We start from the raw sequence: 16,395 nt of genomic DNA, 5'->3' as shown, positions 1-16,395 counted from the left end.
CTACCGCATCAACGGTTCGACGGAAACGCGAACACCGCGCCTTCGCGCACGCCGGCCGAGGGCCAGCGCTGCGTGATGGTCTTGCGCTTCGTATAGAAGCGCACGGCATCCGGACCGTAGGCGTGCAGGTCGCCGAAGAGCGAGCGCTTCCAGCCGCCGAACGAGTGGTAGGCCACGGGCACCGGCAGCGGCACGTTGATGCCGACCATGCCGACCTGGATGTTGTCGCTGAACCAGCGCGCGGCCTCGCCGTCGCGGGTGAAAAGGCAGGTGCCGTTGCCGTACTCGTGGGCATCGATCATCGCCATGGCTTCGGCGAGCGTCTTCACGCGCACCACGCCCAGCACCGGGCCGAAGATTTCTTCCTGGTAGATGGTCATGCCGGGCTTCACGCCGTCGAAGAGGCACGGGCCGAGGTAGTAGCCGCCGTCGTGGCCTTCGACCTTCACGCCGCGGCCGTCGACCACGAGCCTGGCGCCTGCCGCCACGCCTGCATCGACGAAAGCCTTGACCTTCTCGAAATGCGGCTTGGTGACCAGCGGGCCCATGTCGTTGCCGTTGTCGTTGCCAGGGCCGACCTTCATCTTGGCGATCTCGGCGGCAAGGCCAGCGACCACCGCATCGCCCGTGTCGTCGCCGATGGCCACGACCAGCGGAATCGCCATGCAGCGCTCGCCGCATGAGCCGTAGGCCGCGCCCATCAGCGCGCTCACGGCGTTGCCGATGTCGGCGTCGGGCATGACGACCGCGAAGTTCTTCGCGCCGCCCAGGGCCTGCACGCGCTTGCCGTGCGCGCAGCCGGTGGTGTAGATGTATTCGGCGATGGCGGTGGAGCCGACGAAGCTCACGGCCTTGACGCGTGGATCGGTCAGGAGCGTGTCGACGGCCTCCTTGTCGCCGTTCACCACGTTCAGCACACCCGGCGGCAGGCCCGCTTCGAGCGCGAGTTCGGCCACCAGCAGCGTGGAGGAGGGCGTGCGCTCCGAAGGCTTCAGCACGAAGGTGTTGCCGCAGGCCACGGCCATCGGCCACATCCACAGCGGCACCATCACCGGGAAGTTGAACGGCGTGATGCCGGCGGTGACGCCCATCGCCTGGAACTCGCTCCACGAGTCGATGGCCGGACCGACGTTCTTGCTGTGCTCGCCCTTGAGAAGTTCGGGCGCGTAGCTCGCGTACTCGACGTTCTCGATGCCGCGCTGCAGCTCGCCGTGCGCGTCCGACAGCACCTTGCCGTGCTCGGCGGTGATCAGCGCGGCGATGCGGTCGGCATTGGCTTCGAGCAGCGTCTTGAGCTTGCTCATCACGCGCGCGCGCTTGAGCGGCGGCGTGTTGCGCCAGGCCGGAAAGGCCGCCTGCGCCGAGGCGATGGCCTGCTCGACCGTGAGCTTGTCGGCGAGCGCCACGCTCTTGTCCGAGAAGCCGGTGGCCGGGTCGAACACCGGCTGGACGCGGGTGCCGCCATCGACGCGCTTGCCGTCGATGAAGTGGCCGATGGTGGTAGTGACGTTCTTGTCGTGTTGCATGGTTGGAGTCTCGTAAAGGGTTGCGGGCGCCGCCGGGCCGCTCCCAAGGCGGCCCGCGCCTCCCCCTCGGGGGGGGGCGAATTACACGGAGCGAAGCGAGTGAAAAGCCGGGGGGCTCTGCTTCTTCAGTTGGTTTCTGCGAGGGCGTCGGCCAGGGCGTTGACCATGCGGTCGATCTCGGCCTTTTCGGCGATGAAGGGCGGTGCGAGCTGGATCGTGTCGCCGCCGTAGCGCACGTAGAAGCCCTTCCTCCAGCAGTTCATCGCGATCTCGTAGGGGCGGCGTGCGGGTTCGCCCGGCAGCGCGGCGATGGTCAGGCCCGCGGCGAGGCCGTAGTTGCGGATGTCGGTGACGTGCTTGCTGCCCTTGAGGCTGTGCACCGCGTTCTCGAAGTGCGGGGCCAGCGTCTGTACGCGACCGATCATGTCTTCCTTCTGCAGCACGTCGAGCGCGGCGATGCCCGCGGCGCAGGCCACCGGGTGCGCGCCGTAGGTGTAGCCGTGCGGGAACTCGAGCATGTAGTCCGGGCCGCCGGCCGCCATGAAGGTGTCGTAGATCTCCTTGCTCGCGACCACTGCGCCCATCGGCTGCGCGCCGTTGGTCACCTGCTTGGCGATGTTCATGATGTCGGGCGTCACGCCGAAGGCTTCCGCGCCGGTGAGCGCGCCGCAGCGGCCGAAGCCGGTGATGACCTCGTCGAAGATCAGGAGGATGTTGTTCGCGGTGCAGATGTCGCGCAGGCGCTTGAGGTAGCCCTTGGGCGGGATCACCACGCCGGCCGAGCCCGCGAAGGGCTCGACGATCACGGCCGCGATGTTCGAGGCGTCGTGCAGCGCGATCAGGTCGAGCAGGCGGTCGGCCAGCTCGGCGCCATGCTCGGCCATGCCGCGGGTGAAGGCGTTCGATGCGAGCTGCGTGTGCGGCAGGTGGTCGGCCTCGACGCCCTGGCCGAAGAGCTTGCGGTTGGCCGCGATGCCGCCCACCGAGATGCCGCCGTAGTTGACGCCGTGGTAGCCCTTCTCGCGGCCGATCAGGCGCGTCTTGCTCGCCTGGCCCTTGGTGCGCCAGTAGGCGCGCGCCATCTTGAGCGAGGTGTCGGCCGCCTCGGAGCCCGAGCCGGTGAAGAACACGTAATCGAGGCCCGCGGGCGTCAGTTCCTTGATCTTGTTGGCGAGTTCGAACGAGAGCGGGTGACCGAACTGGAAGGCGGGCGAGTAGTCGAGCTTGGCGATCTGGCGGCTCACCGCCTCGGTGATCTCGGGGCGGCCGTGGCCCAGGCCCGAGCACCAGAGGCCCGAGAGGCCGTCGAAGATCTTGCGGCCGTCGTTGTCCGTGAAGTAGGCGCCCTTGGCCTCCACGATGATCCGCGGATCGGCCTTGAAGTTGCGGTTGCCGGTGTAGGGCATCCAGTGCGCTTCGAGCCAGGCGGCGTCGGTGCGCGCGGTGGGCGTCGGTTCGATGGCGGGCGTTGCGAGGGTCATGGCGCTTCCCGCGCTCAGGCGGGCTCCGGGGGTGATGGGATGTACCCGATTGTTCGCAGAGCCTTCAGTGTGGAGAATGGCGCAATATCAATGTTCACTTGACGATCCATGCAAGTAAAGGCCAAGGTCCAGGAAGCTTCCCAAAACAGTGCCCAAGGCACCCGGAACCGCGCCGTTCTGGGGCAGATCAGCGACATGGACCTGCGCCTGCTCAAGGTGTTCAAGAGCGTGGTCGATTGCGGCGGCATGGCGGCGGCCGAGCTGGAACTGAACATCGGCACGTCGACCGTGAGCCGGCATGTGAAGGACCTGGAGACGCGGCTGGGCCTCGTGCTCTGCCGGCGCGGACGGGCAGGCTTCGCGCTCACGGCCGAGGGGCAGCGCGTGTACGACGAGACCTTGCGGCTGCTGGCCTCGGTCGACGCTTTCCGCGGCAGCATCGACGACATCCACAACCGCATGGGCGGGCAGTTGGAAGTGGCGCTGTTCGACAAGACCGCGACCAACCCGAAGGCGCGCATCGGCGAGGCCATCGCGCGTTTCACCGAAATTGCGCCGGAGGTGAGCCTGGCGGTGCACGTGGGGTCGATCAATGCGATCGAGCAGGGCGTGCTGGAGGGCAACTTCCAGATCGGCATCATCCCGGCGCATCGCAGCTCCAAAAGCCTCGTGTACGCCGACCTGTTCGACGAGACGATGCTGCTGTACTGCGGCAAGGGCCATCCGCTGTTCGACAGCCCGCACGCGAAGCTCACATGGTCGAAGCTGGGCGAGCACCATTTCGCGGGGCTTGGCTATCACTCGCCGAACATGGAGCTGAGCCATCGCGCAAGGCTGTCGCGCAAGGCGACGGGCTTCGACCAGGAGGCAATCGCCACGCTGATCCTCTCGGGGCGCTTCCTGGGTTTTCTGCCCGACCACTACGCGCAGGTGTTCGAGCAGCGCGGGCTCATGAAGGCGGTGCTGCCGGCGCGGTTCAACTATGCGTGCCGGTTCGTGAGCCTGTTGCGGCGGTCGCCGAAGCCGTCACGGGCGGTGCTGGCGTTTCAGGCGTGCCTGGAGAAGGCGCACGCGCGTTAGTCGGCTACCGCTGCCCGCTCGGCAGCAACAGATGCTTGGCGCCGATGTGCGCCTCCATCTCGTGCATGTGCACCTCCGCATCGACCATGTGCTCGGCCATCAGCCGGCGCACTTCCTGCGCATCTTCCTTGCGGTAGGCCGCCAGCAACTGCGTGTGATAGTCGACGTTGGCCTCGCCGAAGTGGTGATGGTCCAGCGCCTTCTTGTAGACCACGAGGTCGCGCAGCAGATCGTTGAGGAAGCGGCACATGAATGAGAGCACCGGATTGGGGCAGCTCTCCGCCAGCATCGTGTGAAACGCCAGCTCGGCCTCGCGCTGTGCGCGAAGCTCGTCTTCATTGGTGGGTTCGATGGTGCAGAGACGCACGTTTTCTTCGAGCCGCTCGAACTGCTGGGGTGTCAGCTTGCCGACCACGCTCACCGCCAGCTCGGGCTCCAGGACCTTGCGCAACTGGTAGATGTGGTGCCCGTCCAGATGGTGGAAGTGCAGGAAGTTGCGCAGCGGCTCCGAGGCATGGTCCACCGACACCTGCTGCAGATACGCGCCGCCGCCGGGGCCGGTGCGGATCGAGATGAGCCCGCGCACCTCCAGCGCCTTCAGCGCCTCGCGCACCGTGCTCTTCGAATAGCCGAAGAGCTCGATCAGCTCTTTCTCGTTCGGCAGGCGGTCGCCGGGCTGCTTTCGCTCGGCCACGATCCATCGCTTGATGTCTTCGACGATGACATCCGAGAGCTTTTGCCGCTTCGGGCGGTTTTCTCCCACTTTCATTGAAACGCTCCATGCGGCAACCACGCCGCCTTGGGGTTCATTTCACGATCAGATGGAGGCGAATTCATGCGTTCGGAGCGATGGAAAAAGTAGATGTCGGCCTGTATGCAGGTATTGGACCTCGGAGCCTGCGCCGGATTTTGGCACGGTGATTGCTAGCGGGTTTTTACCAACATATTAATCCTATTTATCCGCTTAAATTCGCCGGCATTCGCAGGCACCCGTTTCACTTACTTCCACATCACCACGACCGGAGAACTTCCATGCAACGCAGACACCTTCTTCAGCTGGCCGCCCTGTCGGCCGCCCCGGCTTCGCTTCTGGCGAGCCGCTCGGTCTTCGCGCAATCGGCGGACGCCATCCGCTTCGGCTGCCCGGTCCCGATGTCGGGCGCCTTCGCGGCCAACGGCAAGTTCGCCGACCTGGGCATGAAGCTGGCAATCGAGCAGTACGGCAGCGTGCTCAAGCGCCCGCTGGCCTATACGGTGCTCGACACCGAAGGCAAGCCCGCCACCGCCGTGCGCAAGGTGCAGGAAGCCTCGCAGCAGCAGGGCGCCAAGTTCTTCGCGGGCGGCATCCTGTCGTCCGAAGCGCTCGCCATGGGCAAGGAAGCCGAGAAGGCCGGCGGCCTTTTCATCACCACCGCCGGCGCCGACGAGATCACGGGCAAGGACTGCAACCCCGCCACCTTCCGCTGGTCGGTGCCCACCTTCGGCGCCATCGAGCAGACGGTGCGCCCGCTGATCGCCTCGATGCCGAAGGCCAAGCGCTGGTACACCATCACGCCGCAGTACGTGTTCGGCGACGGCCTGTTGAGCGCAGCCAAGAACATCTTCCAGGAGAAGGGCATCGAGCACGTGGGCAACAGCTACCACTCGCTCAACGAGAAGGAGTTCAGCGGCTACCTCACCAACGCCATGGCCGCCAAGCCCGACGTGCTGCTGCTGCTGAACTTCGGCGCGCAGTCGTCCGCCGCGCTGCGCCAGGCGGTGAGCTTCGGCATGCACAAGAACATGACGATCCTCATGGCCTGGGCCTCGGGCTTGGAGCAGTTCGACGAGCTGGGCGCGGACCTGTGCGACGGCGTCTACTTCGGCGCGCAGTACTGGCACACGGCCGACACCACGCTCAACAAGGACCTGGTCAAGCGCACGGCCGACAAGCTCAAGATCGTGCCCAACTACAGCCTCGCGGGCTCGTACATCTGCACCAAGATCCTGATCGACGGCATCGTCAAGGCGGGCTCGGTCGACCAGAAGGCCGTCATCGCCGCGCTCGAGGGCATGAAGTTCGACGGGCTCACGGGCACGGAAGAAATCCGCAAGGCCGACCACCAGGTCATCAAGGACTACTACCTGCTCAAGGGCAAGGCGAAGTCGAAGATGAAGGATGCGGCGGACTACGTCGATGTCGTGAGCTCCGGCAAGTCGTTCCTCCCCATCGACAAGACCGGCTGCAAGCTGGCCTGACGCAACGGACGCCAACGAGCCCATGACCGTCTATCTCCTCCAGACCATCAACGGAATCGGCATCGGCATGCTGTATTTCCTGCTGGCCGTTGGCTTGTCCATCGTGTTCGGCCTGCTGCGATTCGTGAACTTCGCGCACGGCGCCTTCTACCTGCTGGGCGCCTACCTGTGCTTCCAGGCGATGCAGTGGGGCCTCAACTTCTGGGCTGCGCTGGTGCTGGTGCCGCTGTTCGTCGGCGCGCTCGGCTGGCTCGCCGAGAAGCTGCTGCTGCGCCGCGTGTACGCCAAGCCGCACGAGTTCCACATCCTCGTGACCGTGGGCCTCGCGCTTGCGGTGCAGGAGATCGTCATCGTGTTCTGGGGGCCGCTGGGCAACAGCGTGCCCACGCCCGACCTGCTGCAGGGCGTGGTGATGTGGGGCGACTTCGTCTATCCCAAGTACCGGCTCTTCGTGATCGGCTTCACCGCCGTGCTCGCGGTGCTCCTGTGGTGGGTGCTCGAAGGCACGCGCCTGGGCAGCGCGGTGCGTGCGGGGAGCGAATCGACCGAGATGGTGTCGCTGCTCGGCATCAACGTGTTCCGCGTGTTCAGCCTGGTGTTCGCGCTCGGTGCGGCCACCGCGGCGCTGGCCGGCGTGCTGGCCGCGCCGATACGGGGGGCGGAACCTTTCATGGGCGTCGAGGCGCTCGGCGTCGCCTTCGTGGTGGTGGTGATCGGCGGGCTCGGCAGCTTCGGCGGCGCGCTCGTCGGCGGCGTGCTGATCGGCATCGTGCAGAGCCTCATGAGCACCATCTGGCCGCCGGGGGCGAGCCTGATGATCTACATCGCGATGGGTGCAGTGCTGCTGCTGCGCCCGCATGGCCTGCTCGGCCGCAGAGGATGAACCACGCCATGCCAAGAAAAATCACTTTCCTCCTGGCGCTGATCGTCACGCTGGCGCTGCCGCTGTTCATGCGCTCGGGCTCGCTTGCAAGCGAGGTGCTGATCTACGCGCTCGCCGCGCTGGGCTGCAACCTGCTGCTGGGCTACACGGGGCTCTTGTCGTTCGGGCAGGGCATCTTCTTCGGCCTCGGCAGCTACACCATCGCGATCCTGCTCACGCGCCTGCAACTGCCAATGCCGCTCGCGCTGCTGGCCGCCATTGCCATGGGTGCTGTCGGCGCGGCGGTGGTCGGCTGGGTCGCCATCCGCCAACGCGGCACCTACTTCGTGATGCTCACGCTGGCCTTCGCGCAGATGTTCTATTTCGTGGCGTACACCGCGTCGGGCCTCACGGGTGGCGACAACGGCCTGCTCGACGTGCCGCGCCCCGCGTTCATGGACACGCCCTGGAAGTACTACGCCTTCGTCGCCGTGATGTTCCTCATCGCGTTCGGCCTGCTGCTGCGCGTGACCGATTCGATCTTCGGCCGCACGCTGCTCGCGATTCGCGACAACGAGGACCGCGCGGCCGCGGTGGGCTACAACCTCAAGCGCTTCAAGCTGCTGGCCTTCGTGATCTCGGGCGCCGTCACCGGCCTCGCTGGCGGGCTGCACGCCATGATGACCGGCATCGCGCCGCTGTCGAACGCCGAGTACCACACGAGCGAAATGATCCTGGTCATCACCGTGATCGGCGGCACCGGCAATCTCTTTGCCTCGGTGCTGGGCTCGGCTTTCTACGTGCTGTTGGCCGACTGGCTCTCCACGCTGTGGCCGCGATGGCTGCTGTTGCTGGGGCTTCTTCTGATCGGCGTGAGCATCGGCATGCAGCGCGGCCTCTGGGGCCTGGGCGAGGCCGTGTGGCGGCGCGTGTTCCGAAAGACACCTTCCGTCCCCGCCGCCACTGAAGTGCAGGGAGAAAAAGCATGACGCAGCCCGTCCTCATCGAAGCCATCGGCGTCACCAAGCACTACGGCAAGTTCGCCGCGCTCGGCGGCGTGGACCTGAAGATCAAGCCCAACACCGTGCACTCGGTGATCGGCCCGAACGGCGCCGGCAAGACCACGCTGTTCCACATGCTCACGGGCACCGGCACCACCACGGGCGGGCGCATCCTGTTCGATGGCCACGACGTGACGCACGAACCCGACCACAAGCGCGTGCAGCGCGGCATGGCGCGCTCGTTCCAGGTCACCAGCCTGTTCCCCAGCCTCTCAGTGCGCGAGAACCTGCGCGTCGCGGCGCAGGGCGTCGCACCGCGACAGGCCATGAACTGCTGGCGCGCACCGGTCGGCGAACGGGCCTGCGCCGAGACGGTGGCCGAAGTGCTCGCGCGCATCGGCCTCCAACGGCTGGCCGACACGCCCGCCAGCGTGCTCTCGCACGGCCAGCAGCGGCGGCTCGAAGTGGGCATGGCGCTTGCAGCGAAGCCGAAGGCGATCTTTCTCGACGAGCCGACCTCGGGCATGGGCATCGACGACCTGGACGAGATGAAGCACCTCATCCGCAGCCTGCGCGATGCGCACACGGTGGTGCTGATCGAACACAACATGAACATCGTGATGGACATTTCCGACACCGTGACCGTGATGCAGCTGGGCCGCGTGCTGGCCGAAGGGCTGCCGGGCGACATCCGCTCCGACGCGCGCGTGCGCTCGGCCTACCTCGGCAACATGATCACCGGGGGCAAGGCATGAGCAATATCCTCGAGGTCGAAGCGCTGCACGCGCACTACGGCAAGAGCCATGTGCTGCAGGGCGTGTCGATGACCGTGGGCGAAGCCGAGCTCGTCACGCTGCTGGGCCGCAACGGCGCGGGCAAGTCGACCACGCTCAAGAGCATTGCCGGTGCCGTCACGCCGACGAAAGGGCGCGTGCGCTTTCAAGGCGCAGACATCGCTGGTCTGCCGCCGCATCGCATCGCCACGCGCGGTGTGTGCCTCGTGCCCGAGCACCGCGGCATCTTCAAGCTGCTGACGGTCGAAGAAAACCTGCTGCTCGGCCAGCGCCGCGATTCGCCCTGGCAACTGGCCGACATCTACCGCATCTTTCCGCGCCTGAAGGAGCGGCGCCGCAACGGCGGCGGCCAGCTCTCGGGCGGCGAGCAGCAGATGCTGGCCATCGGCCGCGCGCTGATGAACCATCCGCGCCTCTTGATCCTGGACGAGCCCGTCGAAGGCCTTGCGCCGGTGATCGTCGAGGAAATCGTTGCGCAGCTGAAAACCATCAAGGCCGCGGGCGTCGCCATCCTGCTGGTCGAGCAGAACCTCGAAGTGTGCGTGCAGCTTGCAGACCGCCACTACATCGTGGAGCAGGGCGTGATCGTGCACCAGGCCGGCAACGCCGCCTTCATGGCCGACCACGAAGTGAAAGACCGCTACCTCGGCGTCGGTCTCGCCTGAACCCGCCCGTCTTCCAGACCTCATTCGCAGAACCATGACAACAACCAACGAAACTTCTTCCGCACCCGATGTGCGCGCCCTCCGCATCGACGGCCAGCGCCTCTGGGACTCGCTGATGCAGCTGGCCCAGGTCGGCGCCACCGAGAAGGGCGGCGTGTGCCGCCTCGCGCTGACCGACCTCGACCGCCAGGGCCGCGACCTCTTCACGCGCTGGGCGCGCGAAGCGGGCTGCGAAGTGCGCGTGGACGCCATCGGCAACATCTTTGCGCGCCGCGCCGGCCGCAACAACGCGCTGCCGCCCGTCACCACCGGCAGCCACATCGACACGCAGCCCACGGGCGGCAAGTTCGACGGCAACTACGGCGTGCTCGCGGGGCTGGAAGTGATCCGCGCGCTCAACGATGCGAAGGTCGTCACCGAAGCGCCGCTCGAAGTGGCGGTGTGGACCAACGAAGAAGGCTCGCGCTTCGTGCCGGTGATGATGGGCTCGGGCGTGTTCGTCGATGCCTTCACGCTGGAACACGCGCTCGCGCAGCGCGACACCGAGGGTGTGAGCGTGGCGGAGGCGCTCGATGCCATCGGCTACGCGGGCAAGGTACCCGCCTCGGCGGCCGCATCGCCCGTGGGCGCGTACTTCGAGGCGCACATCGAGCAGGGCCCGGTGCTCGAAGCCAACGAGCGCGTGATCGGCGTGGTCGAAGGCGCGCTCGGCCAGCGCTGGTACGACGTGGTGGTGCAGGGCATGGAGGCGCATGCCGGCCCCACGCCGATGGAACTGCGCAAGGACGCGCTGCTCGCCGCCGCCGAGCTCGTGATCGAGGTCAACCGCATCGCGCTCGCGCACGCACCGCATGCGCGCGGCACGGTCGGCTGGATCGACAACTACCCGAATTCGCGCAACGTCATCCCGGGCCGGGTCAAGCTCAGCGTGGACCTGCGCGCGGCGGACGACACGGTGCTGTCGGCCATGGACGCGGCGCTGAAAGAGGCTGTGCAGCGCCTCGCCAGCGCCGGCAAGGTGGAGGCGACGGTGGAGCAGGTCGTGTACTTCCCGCCCCAGCCTTTCACGCCCCAGCTTGTGTCTGCCGTGCGCGACGCGGCAGAGGCGCAGGGCCTGACCTGGATGAACGTGATCAGCGGCGCCGGACACGATGCGGTGTACCTCGCCCGCGTGTGCCCCACGGCGATGATCTTCGTGCCTTGCCTGGACGGCATCAGCCACAACGAGATCGAAGACGCCGAACCTGCCCATCTCGAGGCCGGCTGCAACGTGCTGCTTCAGGCGATGTTGCAGAGCGCGGGCGTGGCGGGAGTGGCCGCATGAAGGCGGCGCTTCGCCGCATCGGCCTTCACTGCTTCCTGGTGATGGGAATGGTCGCGGCATCGACGGCTGCCCTGGCGGCCGGAGAGCCGATCCTGGTCGGCCAGTCTGCGGTGCTCACCGGCCCGTTCACGCCGAACAGCCTTGCGTTCATGGACGGCCAGACGCTGTTCTTCGACCAGTTGAACAAGGCGGGCGGCATCGGCGGGCGGCCCGTCAAGATGATCACCTACGACGACGCCTACCTCCCCGAGAAGGCGGCAGCCAATGCCGAGAAGCTGCTCGCCACCGACCGCGTGGTCTGCCTGTTCGGAACCATGGGCACCGGCATCGGCGCGGCCATGGCGCCGGTGGCGGCGAAGTACGACAGCTTCATCTTCGGCGGGCTGACCGGCGCGGCGGTGCTGCGCGGGCCGAAGGTGCCGATCTACCACGTGCGGGAGTCGTACGCCGACGAAGTCTCGCGTGTGATGAACCACCTGGCGACCATCGGCGTGACGCGCATCGCGATCGTTGCCAGCGACGACGCGTATGGCAAGGGCATCGAGAAGGACGCGGTGGCCGCGCTCGAGAAGAACAAGCAGCCGGCCCTGCTGTCGCTGCGCTTCGACCCGAAGGAAAAAGACCATCCCGCCATCGCGCAGCAGGTCATCGCGAGCGGGGCGCAGGCGGTCTACGTCATCGCGGCGGGTACGCCGGCCATCAACATCATCCGCTCGCTGGTGGCAGCACCCGTTCATCCGCAGATCTACACGAACTCGGTGGTGAGTTCGTTCCTTCTCTACAAGGAACTCGGCGACAAGAGCCGCGGCATCGTGCTGTCGCAGGTGATGCCGCCGTTCTGGAAGACGCGCTTTCCCATCGTGGACGAATACCAGCGCGCGCGAAAGGCCGCGGGCAGCGAAGGCGAAGGCTCCTACCTGGGGCTGGAGGGCTACATCACGGCCAAGGCCTTCGCGGAATCGCTGCAGCGCGTGAAGGGGCCGATCACTACCGAATCGCTGCGACGCAGCATCGAGAACTCGCCGCCCATGAACCTGAACGGCTTCCAGGTCGCGTTCCGCCCCGACAACCGCAACGGCTCCAGCTTCGGCGACATCACGATGCTGGGAAGCGCCGGAAAGTTTGCCCAATGAAAGTACTGATCGCGCGTCTCAACCACGAGACCAACACCTTCTCCCCCGTGCCCACGCCGCTCGCAGCCTTCGGGCCCGACGGCCCGACCTTCGGCGACGAGGCCTACAGGGACAACAAGGGCATGCGCACCGCGATGTCGGCCTTCATCGAGCTGGCCGAGCGGGCGGGTGCGACGCTGGTCACGCCGGTGTCGGCCTCGGCCAACCCGAGCGGGCCGGTCGATGCCGAGGCCTACACGATGCTCACGCAGTGCATCGTCGATGCGGCGCCGGGCTGCGATGCCATCCTGCTCGACCTGCATGGCGCGATGGTGGCCGAGAACAGCGTCGACGGAGAGGGCGACCTGCTGGTGCGGCTGCGCGCCGCGGCGCCGGGCGTGCCCATCGGCGTGGCGCTCGACCTGCATGCCAACGTGACGCCCGCGATGGTCGGCAATGCGGACGTGATCGTCGGCTTCAAGACCTATCCGCATATCGACATGTACGAGACCGGCGAGCACGCCGGCCGCCTGCTGTTCGACCTGCTCGCGGGACGCAGCAAGCCCGCGCTGCGCTGGCATTCGCTGCCGCTGATGGCGCACACGCTGCGCAGCGCCTCGTTCACCGGTGCGATGCAGCGCGCCATCGACGCGGCGCGCGACGCCGAGAAGTCGGAATCGCTCGCGGTCTCGATCTTCGCGGGCTTCTCGCTGTCGGACATCGAGGCGCCGTGCATGAGCGTGGTGGTGGTCGATGCACAGTCGCCCGAGCGCGCGCAGGCCACGGCCGATCGCATCGCTGCTCAGATGTGGGCGGAGCGCGAAGCCTTCATCTACCGCAGCGAGCCGCTGGCCGAATCGGTCGCGCGCGCCAAGCTCATCGCCGAGGGCGCCACGCGCCCGGTGCTGCTGCTCGACCATGGCGACAACTGCATGTCGGGCGGCAGCTGCGACACGATGGACGTGCTGCAGGAAGCGCTCGCACAGGGCCTGCACGGTATCGGTGTCGGCCCGCTGTGCGACCCCGAGGCGGTGGCCGCGCTGATCGCGGCGGGCGAGGGCGCCGAGGTCACCGTCGCGCTCGGCAACAAAGTGTCGCTCGAAGGCATCGGCCTCCAGAAGACGCCCGTGCGGTTGACCGGCATCGTGCGCAAGATCGGCAACGGCGAGTATGTGATCACCGGCCCCACCTATACCGGCCAGCGCAGCAGCATGGGCCGCACGGTGCTGTTCGACATCGGCGCGGCGCGCATCGTGGTGACCGAGCGCACGCAGGAGCCGTGGGACATCGGCGTTTTCGAATGCGCGGGGCTCGATCCGCGCAATGAACGCTTTCTTCTTCTCAAATCGCGCATGTACTGCCGGCCGGTGTTCGAGCCGCTCTCTGCCGCGCTGGTGGAGTGCGACAGCCCCGGTGTCACCAGTTCGGATTACAGCCTGTTCCCGTTCGGCAAAGTACGCCGTCCAGTCTTTCCGCTCGACGCGATCTGAGAGGGAAATCAGGGGGAAATCTCACTACCATCGCTTCCCTGAAAAAAGGAAATTCACGTGAAGCGATCCCTCCTGATTCCCGCCGCATGGCTGGCCCTTGCGTCCATCGCGCCGGCCGAGGCGCAGACCCTGAACTGCAACCGCGACTTCGCGCAGAGGGGCGACTCCAAGTTCACCATCCTGCAGAAGTGCGGCGAGCCGGTGTTCAAGGACAGCTTCTGCGCCAAGCCCGATGGCAACAAGCCCGAGGTGATCGTGAACCCGCCGTCGTCGGCCACGCCCGGCGGCCAGACCGTGATCGTCAACAACAACCGCTGCGACCAGGCCGAGGAGTGGACCTACCGTCCCGGCTCGGGACAGTTCGAGACGATGCTGCTGTTCCGGGACGGCGCGCTCGCGAGCATCCGCTACGGCAGCCGCATTCCATGACCTCCCACGTCATCGACGCCTGACGGGCGCGGCGCGACCATTCCTTCACCCCGCGATGTTGCGGGTCGAACCCTCGAAAAGGAATGGTCATCATGAACACCGCCGCACACGACGCCGCCACGATCGCCCAACGCTACATCGCCGTCTGGAATGAAACCGACGCCGCGCGCCGCGCCGCGCTGATCGAAGCCGGCTGGACCGCCGATGCGCACTACGTCGACCCGATCGCGCAAGCCAGCGGGCGCGAGCAGATCAGCGCGCTGGTCGGCGCGGTGCATCAGCGCTATCCGGGCTTTCGGTTCAACCTGTTCGGCAAGGCCGAGGCGCATGGCGACAACCTGCGCTTTTCATGGACGCTGGGCCCGAGCGGCGCCGAAGACCTGATCCAGGGCACCGACTTCGCGAAGCTCGACGCTGGCAAGCTGCAGTCGGTGACGGGGTTTCTGGACAAGGTGCCGGTCGGCGCCTGAGAAATGGGCTCTCCCCCAGGCTTCGCGCACTTCGTGTCGCTTCTCCTTCCCCCTCGCCGGGGGCAACACCAACGGCCCGGCAAAGCCGGTTCCGCGGTGTTCCTTGCCTTCAGTCAGGGGCGCCGGCAGGCCGGCCGCGCCAGAGCTTGCGATAGACCGTCGCCCGGCTGATGCCCAACGCGCGCGCGGCCTCCGCCACATTGCCCCGCGCATCGGCCACCGCCTTGCGGATCAGCGCGGTTTCCACATCGCGCAGCCGTGGCCGCGCATCGGGCGCTGCCCCACCCGCACCGCTGCCGCCGCGCTGGGGCCGCACCTGCACCCGCAGGCCCGACCACAGCGGCACCTCGAGCGCCGCGTCGCCGCGACGGGCAGCGTCGAACATCATGTGCAGCGGGAGCGCGAACAGGTCGTTGAAATGCAGGGCGTGCTGGCCGCGCGCCAGGGGCTGGTGCAGCATCTGCCGCGCGGCGGCGTTGGCGCCGGTGACGTTGCCGCTCGCGTCGATGCAGACCAGGCCCTCGGTGGCCTCGTTGCCCGGGTGGCCGGGCCAGGCCAGGTGCAGCAGCAGCTCGCAGGGGTCCTGCATGACCAGCATGTTCTCGATGCTGCGCGCCGAGAGGGTGGCCAGGTGCCGCAGCTCGGGCCGCTCCACCGTCTGCACGCCGCTCAGGTCGAGCATGCCGATGCAGTCGCCCCGGGGGCCGAAGAGCGGCGCGCCGGCGCAGGTGTAGACGCTGGTGTCGTCGAAAAAGTGCTCGCCGCGGTGCAGCCACACAGATTCCTGCTCGGCCAGCGCGGTGCTGATGGCCGAGGTGCCGATCGCGCGTTCGGAAAGATCGACCCCGATCCGGCCGATGTCCCGCGCATAGCGGCTGGCGGTGTCGGTGCCGTCGGGCAGCGCGCCCACGTCGATCACGATGCCCTCGGCGTCGGTCAGGATCGCGAAATAACGGGTGTCGGCAATGGCGCGGGAGAGGCGTTCGATCACCGGCCGGGCGGCCGTGACCAGGGCCCGGTTGCGCTCGGTCGCCTCGCGGCTGGCCGACCGGCTGACCGGATCGAAGCTCACCCGCTGCTGCGGGTGGCGTCCGGCCTCGATGCAGCGCTGCCATGAACGGGTGATCCAGGGATCGATGCGCACGGCGCTTCGGGCGTGCGGCGCATCGCCGTGGAGCAGTTCGCGCCGAGCTTGGGCAATGGCCAGGGAACGCTCGGGAGGAGGCGAAACGATAGAGGCATTCATCGTGTGGGTTCGCGCCGTGGGGGCGGTTTTTCCTGGCTCACCGGGGGGCAAGCTGTTTCATTTTGAGAATTTCGCGGGCACTGCGCAAGTGCCAAGGGTTTTGCCTAGGATAGTGCGAAAGGTGGGCATCCAAGATGCCTTTCGCTGAACCAGCCATCACCTTTCACGGAGACAGCCACATGCAGGTAGCTTTCAAGGTCAACGGCCGAGCAGTCACGGTCGACGCACCGCCAAACACCTTCCTTGTGCACGCGATCCGCGAGCACCTTCACCTCACCGGAACCCACGTCGGCTGCGACACCGCCCAGTGCGGTGCCTGCACCGTCCACGTCAACGGCCGGGCCATCAAGTCGTGCAACGTGCTGGTCGCCCAGGCCGCAGGTGCCGACATCACCACCATCGAGGGCATTGCCGAGGCCGACGGCACCATGCACCCCATGCAGGCGGCCTTCAAGGAGTGCCATGGCCTGCAGTGCGGTTTCTGCACGCCGGGCATGGTCATGAGCGCCATCGACCTGTGCACCCACCACCCCAAGTCGAGCGAATCGGAAATTCGCGAGCTGCTCGACGGCAACCTGTGCCGCTGCACCGGCTACCAGAACATCGTGAAGGCCGTGAAGATGGGCGGCGAGGCGATGGCCTCGGGCACTCCGGTCAAGACCACCGCCACCGCGTGA

16 protein-coding genes are annotated in these 16,395 nt (G+C 67.0%); 12 read left to right on the top strand and 4 right to left on the bottom strand.

Features of this window, described 5'->3' with window-relative positions; translation table 11 throughout:
• Positions 1 to 8: 8 nt before the first annotated feature.
• Together J2W23_RS05305 and J2W23_RS05300 are read right to left on the bottom strand one after the other, a co-directional pair.
• Positions 9 to 1,526 (bottom strand): CoA-acylating methylmalonate-semialdehyde dehydrogenase, encoded by a 1,518-nt coding sequence (locus J2W23_RS05305; RefSeq protein WP_307647909.1) that lies wholly within the window; start codon positions 1,524 to 1,526, stop codon positions 9 to 11.
• Between the two features lie 125 nt (positions 1,527 to 1,651).
• Positions 1,652 to 3,007 carry an aspartate aminotransferase family protein gene (locus J2W23_RS05300; protein ID WP_307647908.1) on the bottom strand — a complete coding sequence of 452 codons (1,356 nt, stop codon included), beginning with the start codon at positions 3,005 to 3,007 and terminating at the stop codon, positions 1,652 to 1,654.
• Positions 3,008 to 3,115: 108 nt separating this feature from the next.
• Here J2W23_RS05300 and J2W23_RS05295 point away from each other — a divergent pair, with 108 nt between their 5' ends.
• Positions 3,116 to 4,087: a LysR family transcriptional regulator gene (locus tag J2W23_RS05295; protein WP_307647907.1), complete on the top strand. Its 972-nt coding sequence runs from the start codon at positions 3,116 to 3,118 to the stop codon at positions 4,085 to 4,087.
• A gap of 4 nt (positions 4,088 to 4,091) precedes the next feature.
• Here J2W23_RS05295 and J2W23_RS05290 read toward each other — a convergent pair whose 3' ends face one another.
• Entirely contained in the window at positions 4,092 to 4,856 is a 765-nt protein-coding gene (locus J2W23_RS05290) for a FadR/GntR family transcriptional regulator (protein ID WP_176658785.1), read from the bottom strand.
• A 263-nt stretch (positions 4,857 to 5,119) separates the two neighbouring features.
• Between J2W23_RS05290 and J2W23_RS05285 the strand changes: the two genes are divergently transcribed.
• The 10 genes from J2W23_RS05285 to J2W23_RS05240 all read left to right on the top strand — a co-directional run bounded on the left by J2W23_RS05285 (position 5,120) and on the right by J2W23_RS05240 (position 14,472).
• Complete coding sequence (locus J2W23_RS05285; RefSeq protein ID WP_307647906.1) at positions 5,120 to 6,325, top strand: ABC transporter substrate-binding protein; 1,206 nt, start codon at positions 5,120 to 5,122, stop codon at positions 6,323 to 6,325.
• Positions 6,326 to 6,347: 22 nt separating this feature from the next.
• Positions 6,348 to 7,208, top strand: a complete 861-nt coding sequence (locus tag J2W23_RS05280; RefSeq protein ID WP_206177980.1) for a branched-chain amino acid ABC transporter permease — start codon at positions 6,348 to 6,350, stop codon at positions 7,206 to 7,208.
• Between the two features lie 8 nt (positions 7,209 to 7,216).
• Positions 7,217 to 8,176: a branched-chain amino acid ABC transporter permease gene (locus J2W23_RS05275; RefSeq protein ID WP_176658782.1), complete on the top strand. Its 960-nt coding sequence runs from the start codon at positions 7,217 to 7,219 to the stop codon at positions 8,174 to 8,176.
• A complete protein-coding gene (locus tag J2W23_RS05270; protein ID WP_176658781.1) occupies positions 8,173 to 8,943 on the top strand; it encodes an ABC transporter ATP-binding protein in 771 nt (256 codons plus the stop codon). The genes J2W23_RS05275 and J2W23_RS05270 overlap by 4 nt, the downstream gene beginning before the upstream one ends.
• Entirely contained in the window at positions 8,940 to 9,647 is a 708-nt protein-coding gene (locus J2W23_RS05265) for an ABC transporter ATP-binding protein (protein WP_307647905.1), read from the top strand. The genes J2W23_RS05270 and J2W23_RS05265 overlap by 4 nt, the downstream gene beginning before the upstream one ends.
• Positions 9,648 to 9,681: 34 nt before the next feature.
• Complete coding sequence (locus J2W23_RS05260) at positions 9,682 to 10,971, top strand: Zn-dependent hydrolase (protein ID WP_307647904.1); 1,290 nt, start codon at positions 9,682 to 9,684, stop codon at positions 10,969 to 10,971.
• Positions 10,968 to 12,104 (top strand): ABC transporter substrate-binding protein, encoded by a 1,137-nt coding sequence (locus J2W23_RS05255; RefSeq protein WP_307647903.1) that lies wholly within the window; start codon positions 10,968 to 10,970, stop codon positions 12,102 to 12,104. Before J2W23_RS05260 ends, J2W23_RS05255 begins: the two co-directional genes overlap by 4 nt.
• Positions 12,101 to 13,573 carry a M81 family metallopeptidase gene (locus J2W23_RS05250; RefSeq protein ID WP_307647902.1) on the top strand — a complete coding sequence of 491 codons (1,473 nt, stop codon included), beginning with the start codon at positions 12,101 to 12,103 and terminating at the stop codon, positions 13,571 to 13,573. The genes J2W23_RS05255 and J2W23_RS05250 overlap by 4 nt, the downstream gene beginning before the upstream one ends.
• A gap of 57 nt (positions 13,574 to 13,630) precedes the next feature.
• Entirely contained in the window at positions 13,631 to 14,002 is a 372-nt protein-coding gene (locus J2W23_RS05245; protein WP_307647901.1) for a DUF2845 domain-containing protein, read from the top strand.
• Positions 14,003 to 14,094: 92 nt separating this feature from the next.
• Positions 14,095 to 14,472, top strand: a complete 378-nt coding sequence (locus J2W23_RS05240; RefSeq protein ID WP_176658775.1) for a nuclear transport factor 2 family protein — start codon at positions 14,095 to 14,097, stop codon at positions 14,470 to 14,472.
• 109 nt (positions 14,473 to 14,581) lie between these two features.
• Here the strand turns inward: J2W23_RS05240 and J2W23_RS05235 are convergent, their stop codons facing one another.
• Complete coding sequence (locus J2W23_RS05235; RefSeq protein ID WP_307647900.1) at positions 14,582 to 15,718, bottom strand: helix-turn-helix domain-containing protein; 1,137 nt, start codon at positions 15,716 to 15,718, stop codon at positions 14,582 to 14,584.
• Between the two features lie 179 nt (positions 15,719 to 15,897).
• On the opposite strand from J2W23_RS05235, the gene J2W23_RS05230 reads away from it, so the two are divergent.
• Positions 15,898 to 16,395: a (2Fe-2S)-binding protein gene (locus J2W23_RS05230; RefSeq protein WP_013540204.1), complete on the top strand. Its 498-nt coding sequence runs from the start codon at positions 15,898 to 15,900 to the stop codon at positions 16,393 to 16,395.

It is taken from the genome of Variovorax boronicumulans (assembly GCF_030812215.1).
Classification (GTDB): Bacteria; Pseudomonadota; Gammaproteobacteria; order Burkholderiales; family Burkholderiaceae_C; genus Variovorax; species Variovorax boronicumulans_C.
Note: the sequence above shows the minus strand (reverse complement) of the source record. Positions and strands in the feature narration are given on the sequence as shown.